The 25,305-nt window shown below is 62.1% G+C and carries 22 protein-coding genes and 3 tRNA genes; 14 read left to right on the forward strand and 11 right to left on the reverse strand.

Features of this window, described 5'->3' with window-relative positions:
* The first annotated feature begins 30 nt into the window (after positions 1-30).
* A complete protein-coding gene (gene denD / locus DXT88_RS15945) occupies positions 31-1,005 on the forward strand; it encodes a D-erythronate dehydrogenase (RefSeq protein ID WP_265214917.1) in 975 nt (324 codons plus the stop codon).
* 166 nt (positions 1,006-1,171) lie between these two features.
* Here the strand turns inward: denD and mmsB are convergent, their stop codons facing one another.
* The 3 genes from mmsB to DXT88_RS15960 all read right to left on the reverse strand — a co-directional run bounded on the left by mmsB (position 1,172) and on the right by DXT88_RS15960 (position 4,904).
* Positions 1,172-2,065: a 3-hydroxyisobutyrate dehydrogenase gene (gene mmsB, locus DXT88_RS15950; RefSeq protein WP_265214918.1), complete on the reverse strand. Its 894-nt coding sequence runs from the start codon at positions 2,063-2,065 to the stop codon at positions 1,172-1,174.
* Between the two features lie 33 nt (positions 2,066-2,098).
* Positions 2,099-3,607 carry a CoA-acylating methylmalonate-semialdehyde dehydrogenase gene (locus DXT88_RS15955; RefSeq protein WP_016836465.1) on the reverse strand — a complete coding sequence of 503 codons (1,509 nt, stop codon included), beginning with the start codon at positions 3,605-3,607 and terminating at the stop codon, positions 2,099-2,101.
* A gap of 82 nt (positions 3,608-3,689) precedes the next feature.
* Entirely contained in the window at positions 3,690-4,904 is a 1,215-nt protein-coding gene (locus DXT88_RS15960; protein ID WP_265214919.1) for an ABC transporter substrate-binding protein, read from the reverse strand.
* 161 nt (positions 4,905-5,065) lie between these two features.
* Between DXT88_RS15960 and DXT88_RS15965 the strand changes: the two genes are divergently transcribed.
* Both DXT88_RS15965 and DXT88_RS15970 read left to right on the forward strand, forming a co-directional pair.
* Positions 5,066-5,983, forward strand: coding sequence for a LysR family transcriptional regulator (locus DXT88_RS15965; RefSeq protein WP_265214920.1), 918 nt, complete (start codon positions 5,066-5,068; stop codon positions 5,981-5,983).
* Between the two features lie 78 nt (positions 5,984-6,061).
* A complete protein-coding gene (locus DXT88_RS15970) occupies positions 6,062-6,643 on the forward strand; it encodes a DJ-1/PfpI family protein (protein ID WP_265214922.1) in 582 nt (193 codons plus the stop codon).
* Positions 6,644-6,715: 72 nt separating this feature from the next.
* Here DXT88_RS15970 and DXT88_RS15975 read toward each other — a convergent pair whose 3' ends face one another.
* From DXT88_RS15975 to apbC, 7 genes are all read right to left on the reverse strand, one after another.
* On the reverse strand, positions 6,716-7,507 hold the full coding sequence (locus DXT88_RS15975; protein ID WP_265214924.1) for an enoyl-CoA hydratase-related protein: 792 nt from the start codon (positions 7,505-7,507) through the stop codon (positions 6,716-6,718).
* A 396-nt stretch (positions 7,508-7,903) separates the two neighbouring features.
* Positions 7,904-7,979 (reverse strand) — tRNA-Glu (locus tag DXT88_RS15980).
* A gap of 45 nt (positions 7,980-8,024) precedes the next feature.
* Positions 8,025-8,100, reverse strand: a tRNA-Glu gene (locus DXT88_RS15985).
* A 111-nt stretch (positions 8,101-8,211) separates the two neighbouring features.
* Positions 8,212-8,287 (reverse strand) — tRNA-Ala (locus DXT88_RS15990).
* Positions 8,288-8,357: 70 nt separating this feature from the next.
* Entirely contained in the window at positions 8,358-9,773 is a 1,416-nt protein-coding gene (gltX, locus tag DXT88_RS15995) for a glutamate--tRNA ligase (RefSeq protein ID WP_029363992.1), read from the reverse strand.
* Positions 9,774-9,896: 123 nt separating this feature from the next.
* Complete coding sequence (locus DXT88_RS16000) at positions 9,897-10,325, reverse strand: DUF4399 domain-containing protein (protein WP_265214927.1); 429 nt, start codon at positions 10,323-10,325, stop codon at positions 9,897-9,899.
* Positions 10,326-10,391: 66 nt separating this feature from the next.
* Positions 10,392-11,480 carry an iron-sulfur cluster carrier protein ApbC gene (apbC, locus tag DXT88_RS16005; protein ID WP_016836457.1) on the reverse strand — a complete coding sequence of 363 codons (1,089 nt, stop codon included), beginning with the start codon at positions 11,478-11,480 and terminating at the stop codon, positions 10,392-10,394.
* A gap of 219 nt (positions 11,481-11,699) precedes the next feature.
* On the opposite strand from apbC, the gene metG reads away from it, so the two are divergent.
* From metG to DXT88_RS16060, 11 genes are all read left to right on the forward strand, one after another.
* Complete coding sequence (metG, locus tag DXT88_RS16010; protein ID WP_265214929.1) at positions 11,700-13,769, forward strand: methionine--tRNA ligase; 2,070 nt, start codon at positions 11,700-11,702, stop codon at positions 13,767-13,769.
* Between the two features lie 27 nt (positions 13,770-13,796).
* Positions 13,797-14,276, forward strand: coding sequence for a GNAT family N-acetyltransferase (locus DXT88_RS16015; RefSeq protein WP_265215243.1), 480 nt, complete (start codon positions 13,797-13,799; stop codon positions 14,274-14,276).
* Between the two features lie 214 nt (positions 14,277-14,490).
* The gene (locus tag DXT88_RS16020; RefSeq protein ID WP_265214931.1) at positions 14,491-15,534 is read left to right on the forward strand and encodes a sugar-binding transcriptional regulator; all 1,044 of its coding nucleotides are present in this window, start codon (positions 14,491-14,493) and stop codon (positions 15,532-15,534) included.
* A complete protein-coding gene (glpD, locus tag DXT88_RS16025; RefSeq protein WP_265214932.1) occupies positions 15,534-17,090 on the forward strand; it encodes a glycerol-3-phosphate dehydrogenase in 1,557 nt (518 codons plus the stop codon). Before DXT88_RS16020 ends, glpD begins: the two co-directional genes overlap by 1 nt.
* 55 nt (positions 17,091-17,145) lie before the next feature.
* Entirely contained in the window at positions 17,146-18,198 is a 1,053-nt protein-coding gene (locus DXT88_RS16030; protein ID WP_265214933.1) for an ABC transporter ATP-binding protein, read from the forward strand.
* Between the two features lie 64 nt (positions 18,199-18,262).
* Positions 18,263-19,555 (forward strand): ABC transporter substrate-binding protein, encoded by a 1,293-nt coding sequence (locus DXT88_RS16035; RefSeq protein WP_265214935.1) that lies wholly within the window; start codon positions 18,263-18,265, stop codon positions 19,553-19,555.
* Between the two features lie 95 nt (positions 19,556-19,650).
* Positions 19,651-20,526, forward strand: a complete 876-nt coding sequence (locus DXT88_RS16040; RefSeq protein WP_265214937.1) for a carbohydrate ABC transporter permease — start codon at positions 19,651-19,653, stop codon at positions 20,524-20,526.
* Complete coding sequence (locus tag DXT88_RS16045; RefSeq protein ID WP_016836440.1) at positions 20,523-21,356, forward strand: carbohydrate ABC transporter permease; 834 nt, start codon at positions 20,523-20,525, stop codon at positions 21,354-21,356. Before DXT88_RS16040 ends, DXT88_RS16045 begins: the two co-directional genes overlap by 4 nt.
* 18 nt (positions 21,357-21,374) lie before the next feature.
* The gene (locus tag DXT88_RS16050) at positions 21,375-22,223 is read left to right on the forward strand and encodes an endonuclease/exonuclease/phosphatase family protein (protein WP_265214939.1); all 849 of its coding nucleotides are present in this window, start codon (positions 21,375-21,377) and stop codon (positions 22,221-22,223) included.
* Positions 22,220-23,008 (forward strand): HAD family hydrolase, encoded by a 789-nt coding sequence (locus DXT88_RS16055; protein WP_016836438.1) that lies wholly within the window; start codon positions 22,220-22,222, stop codon positions 23,006-23,008. The genes DXT88_RS16050 and DXT88_RS16055 overlap by 4 nt, the downstream gene beginning before the upstream one ends.
* Positions 23,005-24,705, forward strand: coding sequence for a Na/Pi cotransporter family protein (locus DXT88_RS16060; RefSeq protein WP_265214941.1), 1,701 nt, complete (start codon positions 23,005-23,007; stop codon positions 24,703-24,705). The genes DXT88_RS16055 and DXT88_RS16060 overlap by 4 nt, the downstream gene beginning before the upstream one ends.
* A 26-nt stretch (positions 24,706-24,731) precedes the next feature.
* Here DXT88_RS16060 and bamE read toward each other — a convergent pair whose 3' ends face one another.
* Positions 24,732-25,247, reverse strand: coding sequence for an outer membrane protein assembly factor BamE domain-containing protein (gene bamE / locus DXT88_RS16065; protein WP_407649353.1), 516 nt, complete (start codon positions 25,245-25,247; stop codon positions 24,732-24,734).
* Between the last annotated feature and the right edge of the window lie 58 nt (positions 25,248-25,305).

Raw genomic sequence — 25,305 nt, forward strand, 5'->3', positions numbered from 1 at the left:
CCCTGCATATCGTAAAATCGAGGAGATCAAATGCACATCGTTATCACCGGCGGCGCCGGTTTCCTGGGCAGCCGCCTGGCGCGTCAATTGCTCAAGCGCGGTCAGCTGACCGGCAGCGACGGCAAGCAGCAAACCATCAGCCGCATCACCCTGCTCGACGTCGTCGCCGCACAAGGTTTCGACGATGCACGCATTGAAGCAGTGGTCGGCGACATTGCCGACGCTGCCGTGATCGAACGCGCCATCACCAGGGACACGCAATCGATCTTCCATCTGGCGGCCATCGTCAGCGGCCAGGCCGAAGCCGATTTCGAACTCGGCATGAAGATCAATTTCGACGCCACCCGCATCATCCTGGAACGCGCCCGCGCGCTCGGCACCAAGCCGCGCGTGGTCTTCACCAGCTCGGTGGCGGTGTTCGGCGGCGACCTGCCGGCGCAAGTTCCCGACAACGCGCTGCTGATGCCGCAAAGCTCTTACGGCGCACAAAAGGTGATGGGAGAATTGCTGATCAACGATTACAGCCGCAAGGGCTACATCGACGGCCGCGCGCTGCGCATGCCGACCATTTCGGTGCGTCCCGGCGCCCCCAACAAGGCCGCATCGAGCTTCGCCAGTGGCATCATCCGCGAACCGCTCAACGGCCAGCCTTCGGTCTGTCCGGTCGCGCCCGACACGCGCATGTGGCTGATGTCGCCGCGCAAGGCCATCGACAACCTGATCCACGGTCACGAAATCAACGGCGCCGATCTCGGCCTGGCGCGCTTCCTGAGCATCGACGGCCTGTCGGTTTCCGTACGCCAGATGGTCGATGCGCTGGAGCAGGTTGCCGGCGCCGACGTCGTCAAGCTGATCGAATGGAAGGAAGACGAAGCCATCAAACGCATCGTCAACTCCTGGCCCGGCAGCTTTGAAGCCAAGCGCGCCAAGGCGCTGGGTTTCACTGCGGACAGCGATTTCGCCTCGATCGTGAAAGCCCACATCGAGGACGAAGTGAAGAAGTAATCTTTCATCGCTTCTCATGAAGACGGCGTCGATAACGACGCCGTTTTTTTGAGCGGATCACCCGTCGCGCCATAAAAAAGCGCGGATGAATCCGCGCTGAATTGGAGACTGCAAGTCGTGTCGTTTCCCCGCCACGACTCCCGGTAAAGCAGCAACAACTCCCCCGTTACTTCGCCTTCGCCAGCATGTTGAACACGCTGGAAAAATCCAGTCCGCCGGAGCCCGACTTGCTGTGGATGTCGTACAGATTGCGTGCCAATGCCCCCATCGGCACGCTGCTGCCGGTGGCCAGCGCGTTCTCCACGGCCAGGCCCAGGTCCTTGAGCATCAGGTCGACGCCGAAACCGCCGGCGTAGCCTTTCGATGCCGGCGCGTTTTCCATCACGCCGGGGCAAGGATTGTAGACTTCCAGCGTCCAGTTGCGGCCCGAACTCTTGGACATCACTTCCGACAGGACCTTGGGGTCCATGCCGTTGGCGATGCCGAGGCGGATCGCTTCGGAGGTGCCGATCATCAGGATGCCCAGCAACATGTTGTTGCACACCTTGACGGTCTGGCCGCTGCCGCTGGCGCCGGCGTGGTAGATCGCCTTGCCCATCTTTTCGAGATACGGCTTGGCGAGACCGAAGCCGTCGTCCGTGCCGCCGACCATGAAGGTCAGCGTGCCGGCGGTGGCGCCGCCGGTGCCGCCGGAGACCGGCGCATCCAGCATGGTGTAGCCTTTTTCCAGCGCGGCGGCGGCGACCTTGCGGGCGCTTTCCGGAGCGATGGTCGAGCAGTCGATCAGCAAGGTGCCGGGCTTGATATTGGCCAGGATGCCCTTGTCGCCGAGGTAAATCGATTCGACGTGCTTGCTGGCCGGCAGCATGGTGATGACGACCTTGGCTTTGGCCACCGCAGCCATGGCGTCGGCTTCGGTGACGCCGCCGCTCTCGACCAGCTTGTCGACGCTGGCCTTGACCAGGTCATGCCCGCTGACCGAATAACCCGCCTTGACCAGGTTCTGCGCCATGGGCAAACCCATGTTGCCCAGGCCAATGAATACGATATCGGCGCTCATGTTGTTCTCCTCTTGGTCGTTGTCTTTGGCTGCTTACTTCAGCGAGATCGTGGTGTTGACCTGGCCGGCTTCTTCATCCGGTGCATACCAGCGCGCCGTCACGGTCTTGGTCTGGGTCCAGAACAGCACCGCCTGCTTGCCGTTCGGGCCGAGGTCGCCGAGCTTGGACGCGCGCGAACCGGTGAAGCTGAAGTACGCCACTGGCACCGGAATCGGCACGTTGATACCGACCTGGCCGACGTCGATTTCGTTCTGGAACTTGCGCGCCGCCCAACCGGACGAAGTGAAGATCGAGGTGCCGTTGCCGTTCGGATTGGCGTTGATGAAGGCGATGGCGTCGTCCAGGGTTTCGACTTCGACGATGCACATCGCCGGTCCGAAGATTTCCTGTTCGTAGATATCCATGCCGGCCTTGACGCCGGTGAACACGGTCGGGCCGACGAAGTTGCCGGACTCGTTGCCCGGCACCTTGCAGTTGCGGCCGTCGAGCAGCAGCTTGGCGCCCTGCTCCACGCCGACGCCGATCAGGCGCTCGACGCGTTCCTTGGCGGCCTTGGACACCAGCGGGCCGACGTCGGCCTTGCGATCGCTGCCCGGGCCGACCTTCATGGCCTTGGAGCGCTCGACGATTTCCGGGATCCATTCCTTGGTCTTGCCGACCAGGACCACCACCGAATTCGCCATGCAGCGTTGACCCGCGGCGCCGAATGCCGCGCCCAGCAGGTTGTTGATCGCTTGATCCTTGGGTGCGTCAGGCAGCACGATGCAGTGGTTCTTGGCGCCCATCATGCATTGTGCGCGCTTGCCGGCTTCGCTGGCGCGACGGTAGATGTGGGTGCCGACGTTGGTCGAACCGATGAAGGACACGGCCTTGATATCGGGATGATCGCAGATCATGTTGGCCACTTCCGGACCGCCATGCACCACGTTCAGCACGCCCGGCGGCAAGCCGGCCTTGTTGGCCAGCTCGACCAGGAACAGCGACGAAGTCGGATCCTGTTCGGACGGCTTCAGCACGAAGGTGTTGCCGCAGGCGACCGAGATCGGGAACATGAAGCAAGGCAGCATCACCGGGAAGTTGAACGCGGTGATGCCGGCGCCCACGCCGATCGGCTGGTGAATGGTGTAGACGTCGACGCCGCCGGCCACGTTCTCGGCCAGCTCGCCCAGTTGCAGCGAGGTGATCGAGCAGGCGTGTTCGACCACTTCGAGGCCGCGCATGACTTCGCCCTCGGCGTCCGGCAGGGTCTTGCCGTGTTCGCGCGTGATCATCTCGGCCAGCGGTGCGATATTGTCGCGCAGCAGTTGCTGGAACTTGAGCATGATGCGCATGCGTTGGGCCAGCGAGGTGTTGCGCCAGGTCTTGAACGCTTCCTTGGCGTTGGCGACGGCGCGATCGACTTCCTCTTTGGTTGCGAACGGCACGCGTGCGACGACTTCCTGCGTGGCCGGATTGATCACGTCGCGCCATTCTTTCGAAGTCGACTGGACGTGTTCGCCGTTGATGTAGAGGGGAACGTTAGGAATGTTGGCTTGGCTCATGATGCATTTTCCATAGTGATGAAGAAGAAACCGGGGTCGTGTCGGAGATGTATGGCAGGTAAAACACGACTCCCGGAAAAACTTATTTGACCAGCGGGCAGGCCGCGTCCATCGGACGGAAGGCTTGTTGCGCAGGAATGGTCGACAGCAATTTCAGGTAATCCCAGGGCGCCTTGGATTCAGCCGGCGACTTGACCTGGTACAGATACATATCGTGAATCACGCGGCCGTCGGGACGGATCGAGGCGTTGCGCATGACCACGTCGCTGATCGGAATCTCGCGCATCTTTTGCGAGACGACTTTCCAGTCCGACGTCTTGGCTGCGGCGCGCGCCTTCAGGAAGTGGTACACGCTGGAATACACGCCGGCCTGGACCATGGTCGGTTTGTTGTTCTTGAACTGCGCTTCGAAGCGCTTGGAAAAGCCGCGCGTCTGTTCGTCGTAATCCCAGTAGAAGCCGTCGGTGTAGACCAGGCCTTGCGCCGCATCGAGGCCCAGCGCATGGACGTCGGACAGGAACACCAGCAGCGCCACCAGGCGTTGATCCTTGCCGCCCACGGCGAAGGAACGCGCCTGCTTGATCGCATTGACGACGTCGGTGCCGCCGTCAGCCAGGCCGATCACCTGCGCCTTGGATGCCTGCGCCTGCAGCAGGAAGGACGAGAAGTCGGAAGCGTTCAGCGGATGCCGCACCGAACCCAGCACGGTGCCGCCGTTGGCCTTGACCACATCGGACGCATCCTTTTCCAGCGAGTGGCCGAAGGCATAGTCAACCGTGACGAAATACCAGGACTTGTTGCCCAGCTTGGTCAGCGCCGCAGCCGCCCCGGCCGCTTGCGAATAGGTGTCGAACATCCAGTGGAAGCCGTTGCTCGCGCATTCGGCGGTGGTCAGCGCGCCCGTGGCCGGACCGCTGTACATGGCGATGCCGCCCTTTTCCTTGATCAGTTTCTGCACCGCCAGCGCCACCGACGAATTGGTCAGGTCGGCGATCGCCTCGACCTTGTCGCGGTCCAGCCATTCACGTGCGCGCGTCACGCCGACGTCGGGCTTGTTCTGGTTGTCGGCCGCGAGCACTTCGATCTTCATGCCCTTGCATTCGGCCTTGAGGCAATCCTCGATCGCCAGTTTGGCCGCGACCACCGAACCCTGGCCGCCCATGGCGGAGTACGGGCCGGACATGTCGGTCAGGATGCCGATTTTGACGGTGTCGGAGTTTTGCGCCTGGACGGCGCCGGCGATACAAGTCAGGGAAAGCGCTGCGACGGCAAGGCCGGCGCGGATGTTCTTTTGCATGAAGTCTCCTCGTTATATGTTTTATGAAATTGCTCTGCGGCGATTTCGAGACTCATTTTGCATGTGCGTTAATATCGTTACAATAACCAATAATTCAAAAGCCCTTTGCATAATTGCAAATCCAATGCAAACGGCTTACAGCAATGCACAACGGAGACAAGATGATGGATTGGGACAACCTGCGGGTATTCCTCGAACTCACGCGCAGCCAGGGCCTGGTCGATGCCGCCAAGAAACTCGGCATCGATCATTCGACCGTATCGCGGCGCATCAAGCGCTTTGAAGAACAGGTTGGCAGCCAGCTGTTCGACCGCAACAACCACGGCTACAGCCTGACCGCCGACGGCTATCGGCTGGTGGAATACGCGGAAAAGATAGAAAGCACGGTCTACGCCGCCGCCGAGGAACTGGGCGGCCACAACCGGCTGTTGTCGGGCCAGGTGCGACTGGGCGCGACGGAGGGCTTCGGCACCTTCGTGCTGGCGCCGCACATTGCCCACTTCTGCGCACGCAATCCGCACATCTCGGTGGACATGCTGCCGATGCCGCGCTTCGTCAACCTGTCCAAGCGCGAGGCCGACATCAGCGTGACCATCGAGCGGCCGGTCAGCGGTAATTACGTTGTCACGAAACTGGCGGACTATGCGCTCAAGCTGTACGCTACCCCGGCCTACCTGGAAAGCCATCCGCCGTTGCGCAGCGTGGCCGATCTCGAACCCCACGCCTTCATCGGCTATATTGACGACTTGGTGTTCAGCGAAGAGCTGCGCTACAAGGAAAACATTGCGCCCGAGGCTTTTCGCGCCTTCCGCAGCACCAGCGTGATTGCGCAATACACGGCGGCGCGCAGCGGCCAGGCGCTGGCAATCCTGCCCTGCTTCCTGGCGCAGCAGTCGGACGATCTGGTGCCGGTGCTGCCTGATGAAGTCGAGATCAAGCGCTCGTTCTGGCTGGTTGCCGCCAGCGAACAGCGGCACGTCGCGCGGGTGTCGGCGCTGTGGAGTTACCTGCGCGACTGCATGGAACCGAACAAGGAATTTTTGATGGGGAAGTCGCGTCAGATGACGTGGATCAAATGAGAACGCGCAGCCAGCGCGCATTGTATGTGTTTCAGCAATTCCACCAGAGCCCCCCGGCTCGCACATCAGGAGATCAGCATGGCAGCAAAGAAGATTTTATTGTTGACCGGCGACTTTGCCGAAGATTACGAAACCATGGTGCCGTTCCAGGCGCTGCAAATGGTCGGCCACACGGTGCACGCCGTCTGCCCGGGCAAGAAGGCGGGCGACAAGATCAAGACCGCCATCCACGATTTTGAAGGCGACCAGACCTACACCGAAAAGCCGGGCCATCAGTTCGCGCTCAACGCCAGCTTCGACGAGGTCGATCCCGCTAAGTACGACGCCATCGTCATCGCCGGCGGCCGCGCTCCCGAATACCTGCGCCTGGACGCCAAGGTGATTGCCATCGTACGGCATTTCGCCGAAGCGAAAAAACCGATCGCGGCGGTTTGCCACGGCGCGCAATTGCTGGCGGCGGCGGGCGTGATCGAAGGCAAGAAGATTTCGGCTTATCCGGCTTGCGCGCCGGAAGTCAAACTGGCCGGCGGCCACTATGCAGAGATCGCCGTGGACGCCGCCGTCACCGACGGCAACTTCGTCACCTCGCCGGCATGGCCGGGCCATCCGCAATGGCTGGCGCAGTTCCTCAAGGTGCTGGGTACGGAGATCAAGCTGTAGTCTTTTCCTTCGCCCGTTAAAAAGCCGCAGCCTGTGATGGGCTGCGGCTTTTTTATCTACGTCAGTTCCTGCTTAACGTTTGGCAATCCAACTCGGCGATTCTTTTTCGAGGAAGGCGCGCAAGCCTTCCTTGCCCTCTTCAGACGCGCGTAAATCGGCGATCACGCCGGTGGTGTAATCGCGCAGCGCCGGCGTGGCCGGCAAGGGATTAGCGACCTGCGCCAGCTCCTTGGCGCGCCGCATGGCTTGCGGGCCGTTGGCCAGCAAAGTGGCAATGATTTGCTCTGTCTTTGCTTCCAGCTCCGTGGCCGGCACCACCTCATGCACCAGGTCGATGGCGGCGGCGCGGATGGCGGAGAAGCGCTCCGCCGTGACGAAATAGCGGCGCGCCTGCGATGTGCCGATCTTGGCGATCACGTAGGGGCTGATGACCGCCGGCGCCAGTCCGAGCTTGACTTCGGACAGAGCGAAGAAAGCATTGTCGCCGGCGATGGCGACGTCGCAACAAGCCACCAGGCCGACGCCGCCGCCCATCACGGCGCCCTGGATGCGGGCGACGGTCGGGCATGGGAAGCTGTTGAGGTTTTCCATCAGCGCGGCGAGCTGGTGCGCGTCCTTGAGGTTGTCCTCGCGCGTGGCGTCGGCCATGCGGCGCATCCAGCCGAGGTCGGCGCCGGCGGAGAAGGATTTGCCGGTCGAGGCCAGCACCAGCAGGTTGACGTGCGGATTGTCGCGCGCTTGTCCGATCAGGTCGATCAGGCGGGCGATCAGCAGGTCGTCGAAGGCATTGTGGACTTCGGGGCGATTCAGGGTAATGGTGGCGACCCCGCGCGCGTCGATGGTCAGATCGGCGGCTTGGCTCATGATGGGCTCCTTTGTCTTTTATTGATTGCTTGATGGCCGATGGTAAAAGAAAAATGCGATCAAGGGGATGTGCGAAAGGAGATTAGCGGGAAATGAGGGAATGGGTTGTCTTTGAGAGGACAAAGGCGATGGCCGTTGCTGGATTTGGTGCAGGCTTTGCGGGCGTGCTCGTTTCGGCTTTGCCGGAACATTGCTATTTGTTCTTGGGATTATTTTCTTTTGAGCGAGATCGCCGGTCGGCTAACGAACGCTAGGCGTCCGGGGATTCGCCTGCCTTCGGCAGGCCGCGGTGTCGCCAGCAGGCGGAACCCTTCGAATCCCCCGCGTGATGTGCGCAGGCACATCACTTGGGGACGTCAAAATAAAAATGCCCGCATGAGCGGGCATTTTTTGTTTTGGCGTCCCCAGGGGGATTCGAACCCCCGTACTCACCGTGAAAGGGTGATGTCCTAGGCCTCTAGACGATGGGGACAAAGTCCTGTACTGCAGTAACCATTCAATAGCACTTTGTAAAAGCTGGCGTCCCCAGGGGGATTCGAACCCCCGTACTCACCGTGAAAGGGTGATGTCCTAGGCCTCTAGACGATGGGGACATCGCATACATCATGTCCCGCAGCTGTTACCGTACTACGACTGTGTGGCATCACAGTTTGTTACCTGCATCTTACTGCTTTACTTCTACTACTCAGTTACTACTGAGTCGCTGGTGGAGGTAAGCGGGATCGAACCGCTGACCTCTTGCATGCCATGCAAGCGCTCTCCCAGCTGAGCTATACCCCCTTGCGAAGAAGCGAGATTATGCAATACCCATGGGTAAATAGCAAGCGGGTTTTATGAAAAGACCCGCTTTTTATGACAAATAGTTTTGCAGGCGCGCCAGCACAACGTCCCGGCCGAACAATTCCAGCACCGCATCGATGGCCGGGGTCTGCAACTGGCCTGCGACGATCAGGCGCAACGGCATCGCCAGCAGCGGCATCTTCAGCGCGTGGGCGGCCAGCACTTCCTTGATCATGGCTGCCAGCGCGGCCTTGTTCCATTCCACCGTGGCGCAGCGCGCGGCGAAATCCTGCAGCGCCGGCTTGATGGCATCAGTGATGTGCTGCGTCACCAGCGCGGCGTCGGGTGCAGGCTGGCGGTAGAACATTTGCACCGCGGTCGCCAGTTCGTTGACGGTATTGGCACGCTCTTTCAGCAGCGCGATGGTCTGCGCCAGCGGCGGCGCGCCGTCGAATTGCGCGCCCTCTTTTTCCAGCAGCGGACGCGCCAGCGTAGCCAGGCGCTCGTTGTCGGCCAGCTTGATGTAGTGGTTGTTGAGCCAGGCCAGTTTTTCCGGATTGAATTGCGCCGGCGACTTCGACAAGTGGTCGAGGTCGAACCAGCCGCAGAATTGTTCCATCGAGAAAATTTCTTCATCGCCGTGGCTCCAGCCCAGGCGCGCCAGGTAATTCAGCATGGCTTCCGGCAGGAAACCTTGCGCCGGATAATCCATCACGCTGACCGCACCGTGGCGCTTGGACAGCTTCTCGCCGTCGGCGCCGAGGATCATCGGCACGTGGCCGTATTGCGGCAGCGCGCCGCCCAGCGCCTTGAGGATGTTGATCTGGCGCGGCGTGTTGTTGACGTGGTCGTCGCCGCGGATCACGTGGGTGATCTTCATGTCCCAGTCGTCCACCACGACGCAGAAGTTGTAAGTCGGCGTGCCGTCCGGACGGGCAATCACCAGGTCGTCCAGCTCGCGGTTGGAGATCGTGATCGGGCCCTTGACCACGTCGTTCCAGGTGACGTCGCCGTCGAGCGGATTGCGGAAGCGCACCACCGGCTTGCGGCCTTCCGGAATCGCCGGCAAAGCCTTGCCGCGCTCGGGACGCCAGGTGCCGTCGTAACGCGGTTTTTCACCGGCGGCGCGTTGGCGCTCGCGCATGGCCTCGACTTCTTCCGGCGAGGAATAGCAATGGTAAGCGGTGCCCTGCTGCAGCATCTCAGCCACCACTTCGCGGTAGCGGTCCATGCGCTTCATCTGGTAGAACGGACCTTCGTCATGGCTCAGTCCCAGCCATTGCATGCCGTCGATGATGGCCTGCACCGCTTCCGGCGTGGAGCGCTCCAGGTCGGTGTCTTCGATGCGCAGGATGAAGGTGCCGCCGAAACGGCGCGCATAGGCCCACGAGAACAAGGCCGTGCGCGCGCCGCCGAGGTGGAGATAACCAGTCGGGCTGGGCGCGAAGCGGGTGCGAACGGGAGTGGCAGGTACTGTGGATGTCATGATAAATAAAAACGGCCTTGGAACGCCAAAGCCGTTGTCAGTCTGATCGGAAAGCCGCCATTTTACCGCGTCGGCCGCTGCGATGGAACGCAACGGCGACAGACGGCAGGCGACGCGTCGGTTTTACTTCACGGTGATGTTGATGGTCTTGCTCAGGGCCGGACCGTAGGACTGGTGCGCGCCATCGGCGAACTGCATGGTCAGCTTGTATTTGCCGGGCGGCAGCGTCACCTTGGCTTCGGTCTGGCCCTTGCCGTAATGCAGGTGGGTGTCGTCCATTGGAATCGGCTCTCCCTTGGCGATCGGACCGGTGTTGATCAGCAGGTGATGATGGCCGGTATTGGCCGCCATCTCGCCGGCCGGCTTGACCTCCATGCCGGTGACGGCGAACTTGACGTCGAACGGACTGGTGACGACCGCGCCGTCCATCGGCGCCGTGAACGACACCGACGGCTCGGCCGCCTGGGCCGCCGCAGCGAACAAGATGGATGCGGCGAACAGGGTCTTGATGAATCGCGACGGTCGCAATGTCAGGGATATCGGGGATGTCATGGCAGTTCTCCTTGCTATGTTCTACGTTGGTCGGATTCCCCCCACGGCGCCACCGGCATCGCTTGATCAGTCGTTCTGGATCACGATGCTCGGGAACTTGCTGGTCATGTCCTTGGCTTTTTCCGCCACTTTGACAGCGACCTTGCGCGCGATGTTCTTGTAAATTTCCGCCACCGCGCCATTCGGCTCGGCCACCACGGTCGGACGGCCGGAATCGGTCTGCTCGCGGATCGCCATCGTCAGCGGCAAGGCGCCGAGGAAGTCGACGCCGAAGTCGGCGCACATCTTCTCGCCGCCGCCGCTGCCGAAGATGGCTTCGGCGTGGCCGCAGTTGGAGCAGATATGCGTGCTCATGTTCTCGACGATGCCCAGGATCGGGATGCCGACCTTCTCGAACATCTTCAGGCCCTTGCGTGCGTCCAGCAAGGCGATGTCCTGCGGCGTAGTCACGATTACCGCGCCGGTGACCGGCACCTTCTGCGACAGCGTCAGCTGCACGTCGCCGGTACCCGGCGGCATGTCGACGATCAGGTAATCCAGGTCGCGCCAGTTGGTCTGATCGAGCAGCTGCTGCAAGGCCTGCGTGACGATCGGGCCGCGCCACACCATCGGCTCGTCCGGATCGATCATGAAGCCGATTGACGACACTTGCAGGCCGTGGTTTTCCAGCGGCTCCATGGTCTTGCCGTCCTTGGTTTCCGGCTTGGCGTCGATGCCCAGCATCATCGGCTGCGACGGGCCGTAGATGTCGGCGTCGAGGATGCCCACGCGCGCACCTTCGGCAGCCAGCGCCAATGCCAGATTGGCGGCGGTGGTCGACTTGCCGACACCGCCCTTGCCGGACGCCACGGCAATGATGTTCTTGACGTTGGACTTGAGCTTGATGCCGCGCTGCACGGCATGCGCGACGATCTTGAAGTAGACGTTGGCCTTGACCGCGCCGATGCCTGCGATACCTTGCACGGCTGCCTCGGCGGCGCTGCGGATCGGTTCGATCTGGCTGTTTGCGGGATAGCCCAGCTCGACGTCGAAGGCAACATCGGCGCCGGTGATCAGAATATTCTTGACTGACTTGCCCGCCACCAGATCCTTGCCGGTATTGGGGTCGATGACCTGGGACAGTGCTGCTTTGACGACTTCTGCGGTGATGCTCATTACCTCTCCTTGATTGACTTCCGCAAGTCTAAACCAATCGCAGCGCGGGGGTTGCCGCATCAATACGGCCAGCCTCACAAAAAATTGCCATACAGACATGAAAAGTGCTGTTTGCACCGGCTTGGTTGCGACTTGTTTATGGATCAACCCTGCGCCAAAGCCCCTGCGGCTGCTAAAATGGCCCTCTTTCCTGATCACCAACCCAAGCACGCATTGCCAATGAGCACTTCATCGCCACGCCAACTTTTCGTTACCACCGCCCTTCCCTACGCCAACGGCGCGTTCCACATCGGCCACATCATGGAATACATCCAGGCCGATATCTGGGTCCGGTTTCAACGAATGCAGGGCCATGAAGTCCATTTCGTCGGCGCCGACGACGCCCATGGCGCACCGATCATGATCGCGGCTGAAAAAGCTGGCGTAACGCCGCAGCAGTTCGTCGCCGACATCGCGGCCGGCCGCAAGCAATACCTGGACGGCTTCCACATCGCCTTCGACAACTGGAGCTCGACCGACAGCCAGGAAAACCACCAGCTGTCGCAAGACATCTATCGCGCCCTGCGCGACGATGCCAAGCTGATCACGACCAAGACCATCGACCAGTTCTTCGACCCGGTCAAGAGCATGTTCCTGCCGGACCGCTACATCAAGGGCGAATGCCCGAAGTGCGGCACCAAGGACCAGTACGGCGACTCCTGTGAAAACTGCAGCGCCGTGTATGCGCCGACCGACCTGAAGAATCCGTACTCGACGCTGTCGGGCGCGACGCCGGTGATGAAATCGTCGGAACATTTCTTCTTCAAGCTGTCGGACCCGAAGTGCGTGGCCTTCCTGCGTGAATGGGCGCTGGATAACAACCGGCTGCAACCGGAAGTAGCCAACAAGGCCAAGGAATGGCTCGACGGCGAAGGCGGTTTAGGCGACTGGGACATCAGCCGCGACGCGCCCTACTTCGGCATCGAAATCCCCGACGCGCCGGGCAAGTACTTCTACGTCTGGCTGGACGCGCCGATCGGCTACCTGGCTTCGCTGAAGAATTATTTCGGCAAGACCGGCCGCGACTTCGACGCCTTCATGGCCGACGACAAGACCGAGCAGTACCACTTCATCGGCAAGGACATCACGTATTTCCACACGTTGTTCTGGCCCGCCATGCTCAAGTTCGCCGGCCGCAAGACGCCGACCAACGTATTCGCGCACGGCTTCATCACCGTCAGCGGCGAAAAGATGTCGAAGTCGCGCGGCACCGGCATCTCGCCGCTGCGCTACCTCGACATCGGCATGAATCCGGAATGGCTGCGCTACTACATCGCCGCCAAGCTGAACGCCAAGGTGGAAGACGTCGACTTCAACCCTGACGATTTCGTCGCGCGCGTCAACGCCGACCTGATCGGCAAATACGTCAACATCGCCAGCCGCGCCGCCGGCTTCATCGCCAAGCGTTTCGACGGCAAGCTGTCGACTGCGTGGGCGACCGCCGACGATGCATTCCTCGCTAAGCTGCGCGGCATCGCACCGGACATCCTGGCGCTCTACGAGCAACGCGAATACGGCAAGGCCCTGCGCGCGATCATGGAGCAAGCCGACGTCATCAACGCCTACGTCGACGCCAACAAGCCATGGGAACTGGCCAAGGACAGCACCAAGGACGCGCAACTGCATGAGGTGTGCAGCCGCCTGCTGGAAGCCTTCCGCGTCCTGACCGTGTACCTGAAACCGGTGTTGCCGCAACTGGCGGCGCAAGTGGAAGGTTTCCTCAACGTCGCGCCATTCGCCTGGGCCGATGTGCAGACCGCGCTTCCTGACGGCCACGTCATCAATGCCTACGCCCACCTGATGCAACGCGTCGATCCGAAGATGCTGGATGCCCTGTTCGATGCGCCGGAAGCGGCTGCAGCTGCAGCGCCGGCGGAAAGCGCCGACGCCGGCATCGAAGAACTCGCCCCCGAAATCAGCATCGACGATTTCGCCAAGATCGATCTGCGCATCGCCAGGATCGTCAACTGCGAAGCCGTCGAAGGTTCTACCAAACTGTTGCGCCTGACGCTGGACGCCGGCGAAGGCAAGACCCGCAACGTGTTCTCCGGCATCGCTTCGGCCTACAAGCCGGAAGAGCTGGTCGGCAAGCTGACCGTGATGGTCGCCAACCTGGCGCCGCGCAAGATGAAGTTCGGCATTTCCGAAGGCATGGTGCTGGCGGCTTCGGCCAAGGATGAAAAATCCAAGCCGGGCATCTATGTGCTGAATCCGTGGCCGGGCGCCGAGCCGGGCATGCGGGTTCGTTAATCCCAGCCAGCAAACGCCATGGCAGACATTGACCTTTTAATTCGTGAAGCCACCGTTGACGACGCGGAGCTGATCGCCGAACTCACGCGCGGCAGCTGGGCCAACAAGGTTGCGCCGAGCTCAAGCGGCCACCGTGAAGAACCCAAACGCGTGGCCGAAGACCTGCAACGCGGCGGCGGCTTCGTGCTGCTGCGCGACGACGTTCCGGCCGGCTCGGTGCGCTGGCTGCCGCTGGACACCGAACTCGACGTCTGGGAAATCCTGCGCATGGGCATCCTGCCCGACTATCGCGGCGAACGCCTGTCGCAGCATCTGATGGAAGCACTGATCCATCGCGCCCTCGCCGCCGACATCGGCGAACTGCGCCTGGCGGTCCGCAGCGATCAGGAACAACTGCTCGACGTCTACGCCGCCTTCGGTTTTGAAATCGCCCCCGAACTGGAATACACCCGCGCCAATCCGATGGAACCGTCGCCCATCGTGATGCGTCGCTGGCTGCGCAACTAAACTCCTCCGCGCTATCCAAGCCGTCGCCCGCGCTGCAAATGCAGCCGCGTGCGACGGTTTTTTTCGTTCCCGCTCTCCTGTTTTCGCCCTCGCAAGCCGGTTTGCAACAGCGCGCCGATGCTGCATGGCGTCAAGCATCCGACTTGATTTCTCGAATCAATTCGATTATTGTACAAACGTTCAACAACAATGATCATTTGTTCACAAGGCAAAAATGGCTACAGGGGAACGTCAGGACATCGCTTATTCGGCCGTGCGCGTCGCGCGTCTGTACTACTTCCAGAACATGACGACGGCGGCCATCGCGGAAGAAATCGGCACCTCGCGCGCGACCGTGTCGCGGCTGCTGTCGTACGCCATGGAGAACGGCCTGGTGGAGATCCGCGTGCATGATCCGCAGGAACTCTCGGGCAATCTCGAAGCCGCCATCACCAAACACTATCCGCTGCGCTCGATCCAGGTGGTGCCGGTGCCGGCCGCCGCCACCGAGCGCGAAAGCATGCAGCGCGTCGCCGCGCACACCGCCGCTTACCTGAACACGCTGATGCAACCGTCCACCGTCATCGGCCTGGCCTGGGGCAACACCGTCGCCGCCATCGCCGACAACCTGAGTCCGAAGGCGGTGCACGATGTTGATGTCGTGCAGCTCAACGGCTCCGGCGCCGGCGCCAACATCGTCAACACCTTCGGCGAATCGCTGGTGTCGCGTTTCGCCCAGAACTACGGCGGCCGCGCCCACAGCTTCCCGGTGCCGGCCTTCTTCGACTACGCCGACACCCGCACCGCGCTGTGGCGCGAACGCAGCATCAAGGCCATCCGCACCTTGCAGAACGACGCCGCCATCCTGCTGTTCAGCATCGGCGCGGCCGAAACCGGCAGCCACATCCACACCGGCGGTTATCTCGACAAGCAGGACCAGCAAGACATCCGTCGCGACGACGTGGTCGGCGACATCGCCACCGTGTTCTTCCGCGACGACGGCAGCTGGCGCGACGTGGCGCTCAATGCGCGCAGTAGCGGCCCGGACCTCGATCGCTTCCAGCGCGCTGCGCATTCGATCTGCGTGGTGTCCGGCAAGGGCAAGATCCCCGGCCTGCGCGCAGCACTGCTGGGCGGCTTCATCAACGAACTGGTGATCGACGAACCCACCGCCCGGCTGCTGGTGCAACAGCTGGACGAGGACAAGAACGAGGCGACTTCGGAAGCGCCTGCCGGCAAGACTGCAAACAACAAAACCAACCGCAAACGAGCAAAGTAATGAGTACAGCGACCACTTCAGAAACCTACGATCTCCTGATCATCGGCGGCGGCATCAACGGCGCCGGCGTGGCGCGCGACGCCGCCGGCCGCGGCCTCAAGGTCGCCTTGTGCGAGCAGAACGACTTCGCCGGCGCCACCTCGTCGGCCAGCACCAAGCTGATCCACGGCGGCCTGCGCTATCTCGAATACTACGAATTCCGCCTGGTCGCCGAAGCGCTGGCCGAGCGCGAGCACCTGCTCAACATCGCGCCGCACATCGCCTGGCCCTTGCGTTTCGTCATGCCGCATGTCAAGGGCCTGCGTCCGCGCTGGATGATCCGCCTCGGCTTGTGGATGTACGACCATATCGGCGGCCGCATCACGCTGCCGCATTCGGCCGGAATCGCGCTCGACCGGATGGGCGCGCCGAGCGGCCTGCGCGCCGACATCACGCGCGGCTTCGCTTATTCCGACGCCTGGGTCGACGACGCCCGCCTGGTGATCCTGAACCTGTTGAGCGCACAGGAACACGGCGCCGGAATCTTCGCCCGCACGCGCCTGGTCGACGCCAAACGCAGCAACGGCCAGTGGCAATGCGAAGTCGAAAACACCGTCACCGGCGTCCGCCAGCAACTCACCGCACGCGCCGTCGTCAACACCGCCGGCCCTTGGGTGGCGAAGATGGACCAGTTGCTCAACCCGGCCCGGCAAGACAAGGCGCACGCCGCCGTCAAACTGGTGCGCGGCAGTCACATCGTGGTGCCGCGCCTGTTCGCCGGCGAGCACGCCTACATCCTGCAGAACGACGACAAGCGCATCGTCTTCATGATTCCTTACGAAGACAAGTTCACGCTGATCGGCACCACCGACGTGCCGCAGGAGAACATGGACAACGGCGCCAGCATCAGCGCCGACGAAGAAGCCTACCTGCTGCGCGCGGTCAATCAATACCTGGAAAAACCAGTCGGCGACGCCGACATCGTCTGGCGCTATGCCGGCGTGCGCCCGCTGTTCGACGACGAGTCCGACAATCCCTCGGCGGTCACGCGCGACTACACGCTGGTGCTGCAGGACGCCGACAACACGCCGTGCGTGTCGGTCTACGGTGGCAAGATCACCACCTACCGCCGCCTGGCCGAATCGGTGCTGGAGAAACTGGCGCCCTGGACCAAGACCCGCCGCGGTCCGTGGAGCAAGGACGAAGCCCTGCCTGGCGGCAAGTTCAAGCGCGCCGACCGCGCCCAGGAACTGGATTACCTGAAAAAGAAATACGCCCAGCTCGACGCGCATTTCCTGACGCGCCTGTTCGGTCGCCACGGCCGCATCGCCCACGTCATCCTCAAGGAAGCGCAAACGCCGGCCGAACTCGGCCGCGACTTCGGCGGCGGCCTGGTGCAGCGCGAGGTCGATTACCTGATCACGCACGAATGGGCTTACCAGCCGGACGACATCCTGTGGCGTCGCACCAAGTGCGGCCTGCACATGAGCGAACAGCAGCGCGCCGAATTTGCCGCCTATTTCGACGAGCACTGCGCCATCCGCAAACACCTGGCCGCACAGATGGCGCAGACCTGAGCGCGACCGCATCAATTTGCATCACCATTCATTTCTTTACCGAGGGGACACCGCGATGGCAGCAATTTCGCTCAAGGGCATTACCAAAAACTGGGGAGACGCCCAGGCTGTAAAAGGCATTGATTTCGAAGTGAAGTCGGGCGACTTCACCGTGTTGCTGGGACCGTCCGGCTGCGGCAAGTCGACCACGCTGCGCCTGATCGCCGGCCTCGACACGCCGTCCACCGGCGCCATCCGCATCGGCGAGCGCGACGTCACCAACCTGCCGCCGGCGCAGCGCAAGATCGCCATGGTGTTCCAGTCGTATGCGCTGTTTCCGCACCTGAACGTGCGCGACAACATCCTGTTCGGCGTGCGCGTGCGCAAGGAGCCGGCCAGGCATTTCGACGAGCGTCTCAAGCGCGTCGCCGACATCCTCGGCCTGAGCCATCTGCTCGACCGCCGTCCCGGCCAGTTGTCGGGCGGCCAGCAACAGCGCGTGGCGCTGGGCCGCGCCATCATCGCCGATGCGCCGGTCTGCCTGATGGACGAGCCGCTGTCAAATCTGGATGCCCAACTGCGCCAGGAAATGCGCCGTGAAATCCGCGCCCTCCAACAGCAGCTCAACATGACCATGATCTACGTCACGCACGACCAGACCGAGGCGATGAGCATGGCCGACCAGGTGATCCTGCTGCGCGACGGCAAGATCGAACAGAACGCGCCGCCCGCCGAACTGTATGCACAGCCGGCCTCGGTGTTCGCCGCGCGCTTCATCGGCACGCCGCCGATGAACATCCTGCCGCTGTCCAACAGCACGGCCGGCCTCGTCATTGAAGGCAGCAGCGGTCCGGTGATCCACCCGCACAACGTCGACGAAGAATGGCAACTCGGCGTGCGTCCCGAGCACATCCATCTGGTCGGGCAAGGCATCGCCGCCACCGTCGACACGATCGAATATTTCGGCGCCGACACCATCGTCGGCTGCCGCGTCGGCCAGGCCTCTCTGCTCATGCGCGTACCGGGCCAGCTGACGCTGGTGCCGGGCGATGCGATCCAGCTGGGCTGGGAACGCGGCAACCAGTATTTCTTCGACAGGAAATCAGGCTTGCGTCGGATTCCGATGTAATCGTTTTCATCGCTTTTCACCCTGCACCACAGACGTACCACCATAACTAATCCGGGAGACAAACATGCGTAGAGTCATTCTGAAATCCATCGCTGCACTGGCCGTCGCCGGCGCTTTCGCCGCGCCGGCATTCGCCGCCAATCCGGTCGAACTGACCTTCTATTATCCGGTCGCCGTGGGTGGCCCGATCACCAAGACCATCGACGGCATGGTCGCCGATTTCGAAAAGCAGAATCCCGACGTCAAGATCAAGGCGGTCTACGCCGGCACCTACCAGGAAAGCATCGTCAAGGCGCTGACCGCGTTCAAGAGCGGCACGCCGCCGACGCTGGCCGTGCTGCTGTCGACCGACCTGTTCACGCTGATCGATGAAAACGCCATCGTGCCGATCGACGGCCTGGCCAACAAGCCGGAAGACAAGAAGTGGATCGAGGGCTTCTACAAGGGCTTCATGGAAAACAGCCAGACCGGCGGCAAGACCTGGGGCATTCCATTCCAGCGCTCCACCATCGTCATGTTCTGGAACAAGAACCTGTTCAAGGAAGCCGGCCTGAATCCGGACAAGGCGCCGGCCAACTGGGCCGACACCATCACCTACGCCAAGAAACTGACCAAGAGCGACGCCAACGGCAACGTCTCGCAATGGGGCCTGAAGATTCCGTCGACCGGCTTCACCTACTGGATGTTCCAGGGCCTGACCACGCCGAACGACACCGCGCTGATGAACGCCGCCGGCACCAAGACCTACTTCGACAAGCCGGCCGCCGTCGAGTCGCTGCAATACTGGGTCGATCTGTCGGCCAGGCACAAGGTCATGCCGGGCGGCGTGATCGAATGGGGCACCACGCCGAAGGACTTCCTCGAACAGAAGGCCGCGATGGTCTGGACCACCACCGGCAACCTGACCAACATCCGCGCCAACGCCAGCTTCCCGTTCGGCGTGGCGATGCTGCCGGCCAGCAAGCATCCGGGCAGCCCGACCGGCGGCGGCAATTTCTATGTGTTCAACAAGACTTCGCCGGAACAACAACAGGCTGCGGTGAAGTTCATCCGCTTCGCCACCGAACCTGCACGCGCGGCCCAATGGTCGATCGCCACCGGTTACGTGGCGCCGCGCCAGGACGCCTGGGATACCCCGGAAATGAAAAAGTACCTGCAGGAAGTACCGGCCGCGGCCGTGGCGCGGGAGCAAATGAAATACGGCGTGGCCGAGTTGTCGACGCATGACAACCAGCGCGTCACCAAGGCGCTGAACGACAACCTGCAGGCTGCCTTGTCCGGCACCAAGACGCCGGAAGCGGCACTGAAGGATGCGCAACGCGAATCCGATCGCATCCTGCGCAGCTGGAATCGTTAATTGACGTTTGGCGAAGCCGGGGCATGCAATCGCCGGTGCAAGGACACGCTCCTGCACCGGCATTGCGCCTGGCCTGAGACAGCAAAAGGCTTTACATGAATCGCACACAATTTTCCATCACACCCTGGCTGCTGCTGATGCCGGCCATGGTGCTGCTGATCGCGTTCACCCACTATCCTGCGGTGGCGACGATCTGGCACAGTTTCTTTTCCACGCCCAAGGGCGCCAGCCCGTCGGTGTTCGTCGGCATGGAAAACTATGCGCTGATGGCCGACGACCCGGTCTTCTGGCGGGCGCTGTTCAACAACCTGTGGTTCGCGCTTGGCACCATCCCGGTCTCGATCGCGCTGGCCATCATGATGGCGCTGTGGGTCAACGACAAGCTGCTGGGCCGCGGCCTGCTGCGCCTGGCTTATTTCACGCCGACGGTACTACCGATGATTGCGGTGGCCAATATCTGGCTGTTCTTCTACACGCCGCAATACGGCTTGCTGGAGCAACTGACCAATGCGCTCGGACTGCCGTCTCACAACTGGCTCGGCAATCCGGACACGGTGCTGGGCTGCATGATGGTGGTGGCGATCTGGAAGGAAGCCGGCTTCTTCATGATCTTCTACCTGGCAGCGCTGCAGCAGATTTCACCGGTGCTGGCGGAAGCCGCCGGACTGGAAGGCGCGTCGCGCTGGCAGTATTTCTGGAAGGTGCAGTTCCCGCTGCTGATGCCGACCACGCTGTTCGTACTGATCAACGCGCTGATCAATTCCTTCCGCCTGGTCGACCATATCGTGGTGATGACCAAGGGCGGGCCGGACAACGCCAGCTCGCTGCTGCTGTACTACATCTATGAAGTCGGCTTCAGCTTTTGGGATTCGTCCTACGCCGCCGCGCTGACCGTGGTGCTGCTGATGATGCTGGCGGTGATCGCCTTCGTCAAATTCCGTATTCTCGACCGCAGGACTCACTACCAATGATCGCTCAAGCCACCAATCCGTTCGGCGAACGGAACAAGATACTGGAAACCGTTGCGGCCTGGGTGCTCGGCCTGCTGTGGCTGCTGCCGCTGATCTATGCGATCTGGACTGCATTTCATCCGGCCGAATTCGCCACGCGCTTTTCGCTGACCGCGCCGCTGACGCTGCAGAACTTCGTCAACGCTTGGAATGCAGCGCCGTTCCCGCGCTACTTCCTCAACACCTTCATGCTGGTGACGATGATCCTGGTCGCGCAGATGGTGCTGGCGACGATGGCCGCCTATGCGTTTTCGCGCTATCGCTTCCGCGGCGACAACATCATGTTCATGCTGGTGCTGATGCAACTGATGGTGATGCCCGACATCCTGATCGTCGAAAACTACAACACCATGAATCTGCTCGGCCTGCGCGACACCATCCTGTCGATCGGCCTGCCTTACTTCGCTTCGGCATTCGGCATCTTCCTGCTGCGCCAGACTTTCAAGACGGTGCCGCGCGAGCTGGACGAAGCGGCCACCGTGGAAGGCGCCAGCGCCATGCAGGTGCTGTGGAAGGTGTACGTGCCGCTGGCCAAGCCGATCTACCTGGCGTTCGGCCTGGTCTCGATCAGCACGCACTGGAATAACTTCCTGTGGCCGCTGATCGTTACCAACTCGGTTGAATCGCGTCCGCTGACGGTCGGCCTGCAGGTGTTCTCGTCCACCGACCAGGGCGTCGACTGGTCGATCATCACCTCGGCCACGCTGATGACTTCGGCGCCGCTGTTGCTGGCGTTCCTGCTGTTCCAGCGCCAGTTCGTGCAGTCGTTCATGCGCGCCGGCATTCGTTGACTTGATGAGGACGCTACGATGAAAATCATCAGCTGGAATATCCAATGGTCGCGCGGCGTCGATGGCGTCGTCGATCCTGCGCGCATCGTGCGCGACGCAAAGAAACTCGGCGACTTCGACGTGCTGTGCCTGCAGGAAGTGGCGGCGAATTTCCCGTCGCTGGCCGGCAGTGCCGGCGAGAATCAGTTCGAGATCTTCGCGCGACTGCTACCGGACTTCACCGCCATCCCGGCAGCCGGTGTCGACGTCGCTGCACCCGACGGCAGCCGGCGCTGCTTCGGCAACATGATCCTGTCGCGCTATCCGGTCTCGCGCGTGCTGCGCCATCAGTTGCCGTGGCCGGTCGACGCCGACGTCATCAGCATGCCGCGCGTGCTGATCGAAGCAACGCTGGATACGCCGCTGGGCGCCGTGCGCGTGATGAACACGCACCTCGAATATTATTCCCTGCTGCAACGCCGCACCCAGGTCGAAGCGATCCGCGCGATCCATGCAGAGACCTCGCTGCGCGCCGCCCGCAGCCGCGTGCGCGACCTGTCTGGTTCGCCTTACCATGCGTTCGACCAGACCTCCAGGACGATCCTCACCGGCGACTTCAATTTCCGTCCGGAAGACCCGCTGCATTCGCGCCTGCAACATCCGTTCAAGGACGGCGTGCCGGGTCTGCGGGACACCTGGGAATACCTGCACGGGAACAAACCGCATCCGCACAATGTCGGTCTATATGACCGCGAACAATGGCCGGAAGCCTTTGCCTGCGACTTCATCTTCGCCAGCGAGGACTTGTTGCCGCGCGTGCGCTCGTTCGAGATCGACAGCGGCACGCGCTCTTCCGACCACCAACCGCAATTACTGGAATTGAAATGAAATCCGTGGACCAATTGCCGCGCGCGCAGGTCACGACCGTGTTCACCGACATCGACGACACACTGACCACCGACGGCAAACTCAGCGCGCAAGCGTATCAATCGCTGGAGACGCTGCAACGCGCCGGCCTGCGCGTCATCCCGGTGACCGGCCGTCCGGCCGGCTGGTGCGACCAGATCGCGCGCATGTGGCCGGTCGACGGCGTGATCGGCGAAAACGGCGCGCTCTACATGTGGCACGACCGCGCCGCCAACAAGCTGCGCACGCGCCATCTGCTGGATGAAACAAGTCGCCGCGATAACACCGGCAGGCTGGCCGCAGTGCGCGACCGCATCCTGCGCGAAGTGCCCGGTTGCGCCGTGGCGTCCGATCAGTTCTGCCGCCAGTACGACCTGGCCATCGATTTTTGCGAAGATGTGCCGCCGCTGGACCGCGCTGCCGTTGATCGCATCGTGCAAATCATGGAAGATGCGGGGATGACTGCAAAAATCAGTTCCATCCACGTCAACGGCTGGTTCGGCGACTACGACAAACTGAGCATGGCGCGCCTCATGATGCGGGAGCGCTACGACGTCGACCTTGCCGATGACGAAGAACGCAGCCGCTGCGTATTCGCCGGCGACTCGCCCAACGATGCACCGATGTTCGCCTACTTCCCGTTGTCGGTAGGCGTGGCCAACGTGCTCGAATTCGCCGACCGCCTGCAACATCCACCGCGCTTCATCACGCGGCATCCTTTCGGCGCTGGATTTGCCGAATTGACCCAACATTTGCTGGAGCCATGACCACCCTTCTCAATCTGCTTTCTGCATTGGCCCTGCTGGTATGGGGCACCCACATCGTGCGCACCGACGTGCTGCGCGTCTACGGCGCGCAGCTGCGCCGCATCCTGAGCACCAGCATCAAGCGTCGCGGCCTGGCCTTCCTGGCCGGCGTCGGCGTCACCAGCCTGGTCCAGAGCAGCAACGCCACCGCCGTCATCGTCTGCTCCTTCGTCGCCCAGGGCCTGGTCGGGCTGACGCCTGCGCTGACCATCATGCTCGGCGCCGACGTCGGCACCGCGCTGATGACGGGCGTGCTGAGTTTCGATCTGTCGTGGATTTCGCCGCTGCTGATTTTCGGCGGCGTGGTGGTGTATCTGTCGCGCCGCCATACCTCGGTGGGACGCCTGGCGCGCGCCGTGATCGGTCTCGGCCTGATCCTGCTGGCGCTGGAACTGATTACTGCGGCGACGCGGCCGATGATCACGGGCGCCGGCATCAAGGTGCTGTTTTCCACACTGACCGGCGACATCATCCTCGACGCGTTGATCGGCGCGGTGTTCGCCATGCTGACCTATTCCAGCCTGGCCGCCGTGCTGCTGGCGGCGACGCTGGCCACGTCCGGGATCATTTCGCTCAAGGTCGCGCTGTGCCTGGTGATCGGCGCCAACCTCGGCAGCGGCATCCTGGCGCTGCTGACTGCCGCCAGCCAGAACGTCGCGGGGCGGCGGGTGGCGCTGGGCAGCATGCTGTTCCGCCTGTCGGGCGCGATCGTGGTGCTGCCCTTCATCAATTACATCGAGTTGTGGATTGCCCTGCTGGGCAAGGACCTGCGCTTCAGCGTGGTGGCCTTCCACGTGCTGTACAACACGGTGCGTTGCGGCCTGCTGCTGCCGCTGGTGGAACCGATGTCGCGCCTGTGCGTACGACTGCTGCCTGAGTCGCAGAAGGACGAGGAAGACGCCGCCGTCGCGCGCCATCTTGACCTCGCCGCAATCGACACGCCCTCGCTGGCGCTGGCCAATGCATCGCGTGAAGTGCTGCGCATCGGCGACCTGATCGAGAAAATGTTGACGAGCCTGTTGCCGGTCATTCGCGACAACAACCAGCTGCGCGCGCAACAGATCCGCAAGCTCGATGACGACGTCGACAAGCTGTACACGGCGGTGAAAATGTATCTGGCGCGCGTCTCGCGCGAAGAGCTCAATGAAAAGGAAGTGCGCCGCTGGACCAACATCGTCACACTGACGATCAACCTGGAACAGGCCGGCGACATCATCGAGCGCATCGTCAAGGGCATTGAAAGCAAGAAGATCGCGCTGCAGCGCAGCTTCTCCGCTGCCGGCATGAACGAGGTCTGTGAAATGCATGCGCGCCTGGTGGCGAGCCTGCAACTGGGCCTGTCTGTGTTCATCGACGGCGACCTCAAGAGCGCGCAAAAACTGCTGGCCGAAAAAGAAGCCTTCCGCGACCTCGAACGCGCTTATTCGAAGACCCACCTGACGCGCCTGGCCGGGGAAACCCAGCAGAGCATCGAGACCAGTTCATTGCATCTGGACCTGATCAGCGACATGCGCCGCATGCATTCGCTGTTCTGCTCGACGGCGTATTCGGTGCTGGATGAAGCCGGCATGCTGCGCCGCAGCCGCATGGACATTGGCGAAGATCCGGTGGCGGTGCAGGAGCGCCAGGAGTTCGGCGACTATTCGCATCCGCCCTGATCACGGGCGTCGGCCGATGTTCCCGGTCAGTGCCCGGAAATCTCCGAAATCGACATGCGCACGACCTTGCCGGTCTCCATGTCGAAATGCACGTTGAACAGCCGTTCTTCATGGACGTGCAGGTATTTCCAGTCCCACACTTCTTCCTTCTTGCGGGCGAACGGCATCACGGTGCGCGGGCGGCCGAGCATGTTGCGCACTTCTTCGCGCGTCATGCCTTTTTGCACCCTGTCGAAATTTTCGGCTGTCAGCACTTGTTGGTAATCCGACAATTTTCCATCGGCGCCGATGCGGAACATCCAGGTCCGCACGCCCTGCGGTCCTTTCGGATATTCCAGCGTGCGGCCGCCATCGCTTTCCTCGCGCACGCTGTCCGGCTGCCCCATGACGCTGCGCACGTCGGCCTCGGTCGATGCGCCTTTGTTCAACTTGTCCAAACCGAATTCCTCCACGGGATTGCCGTTGCGGTCGCAACCGAGCGCGAGCACCGTCGCGCAGATGGCCGCCAGCCGGGCCAGCAACTTGTTTTTGATCATGGTCATCTTTGATATCAGAGCTTCAAGACAGGGTAGAATAGCGGTTATTGGCCAGTTAACAAGA

The organism is Herbaspirillum lusitanum, from assembly GCF_026127345.1.
Lineage (GTDB): Bacteria > Pseudomonadota > Gammaproteobacteria > Burkholderiales > Burkholderiaceae_D > Herbaspirillum > Herbaspirillum lusitanum.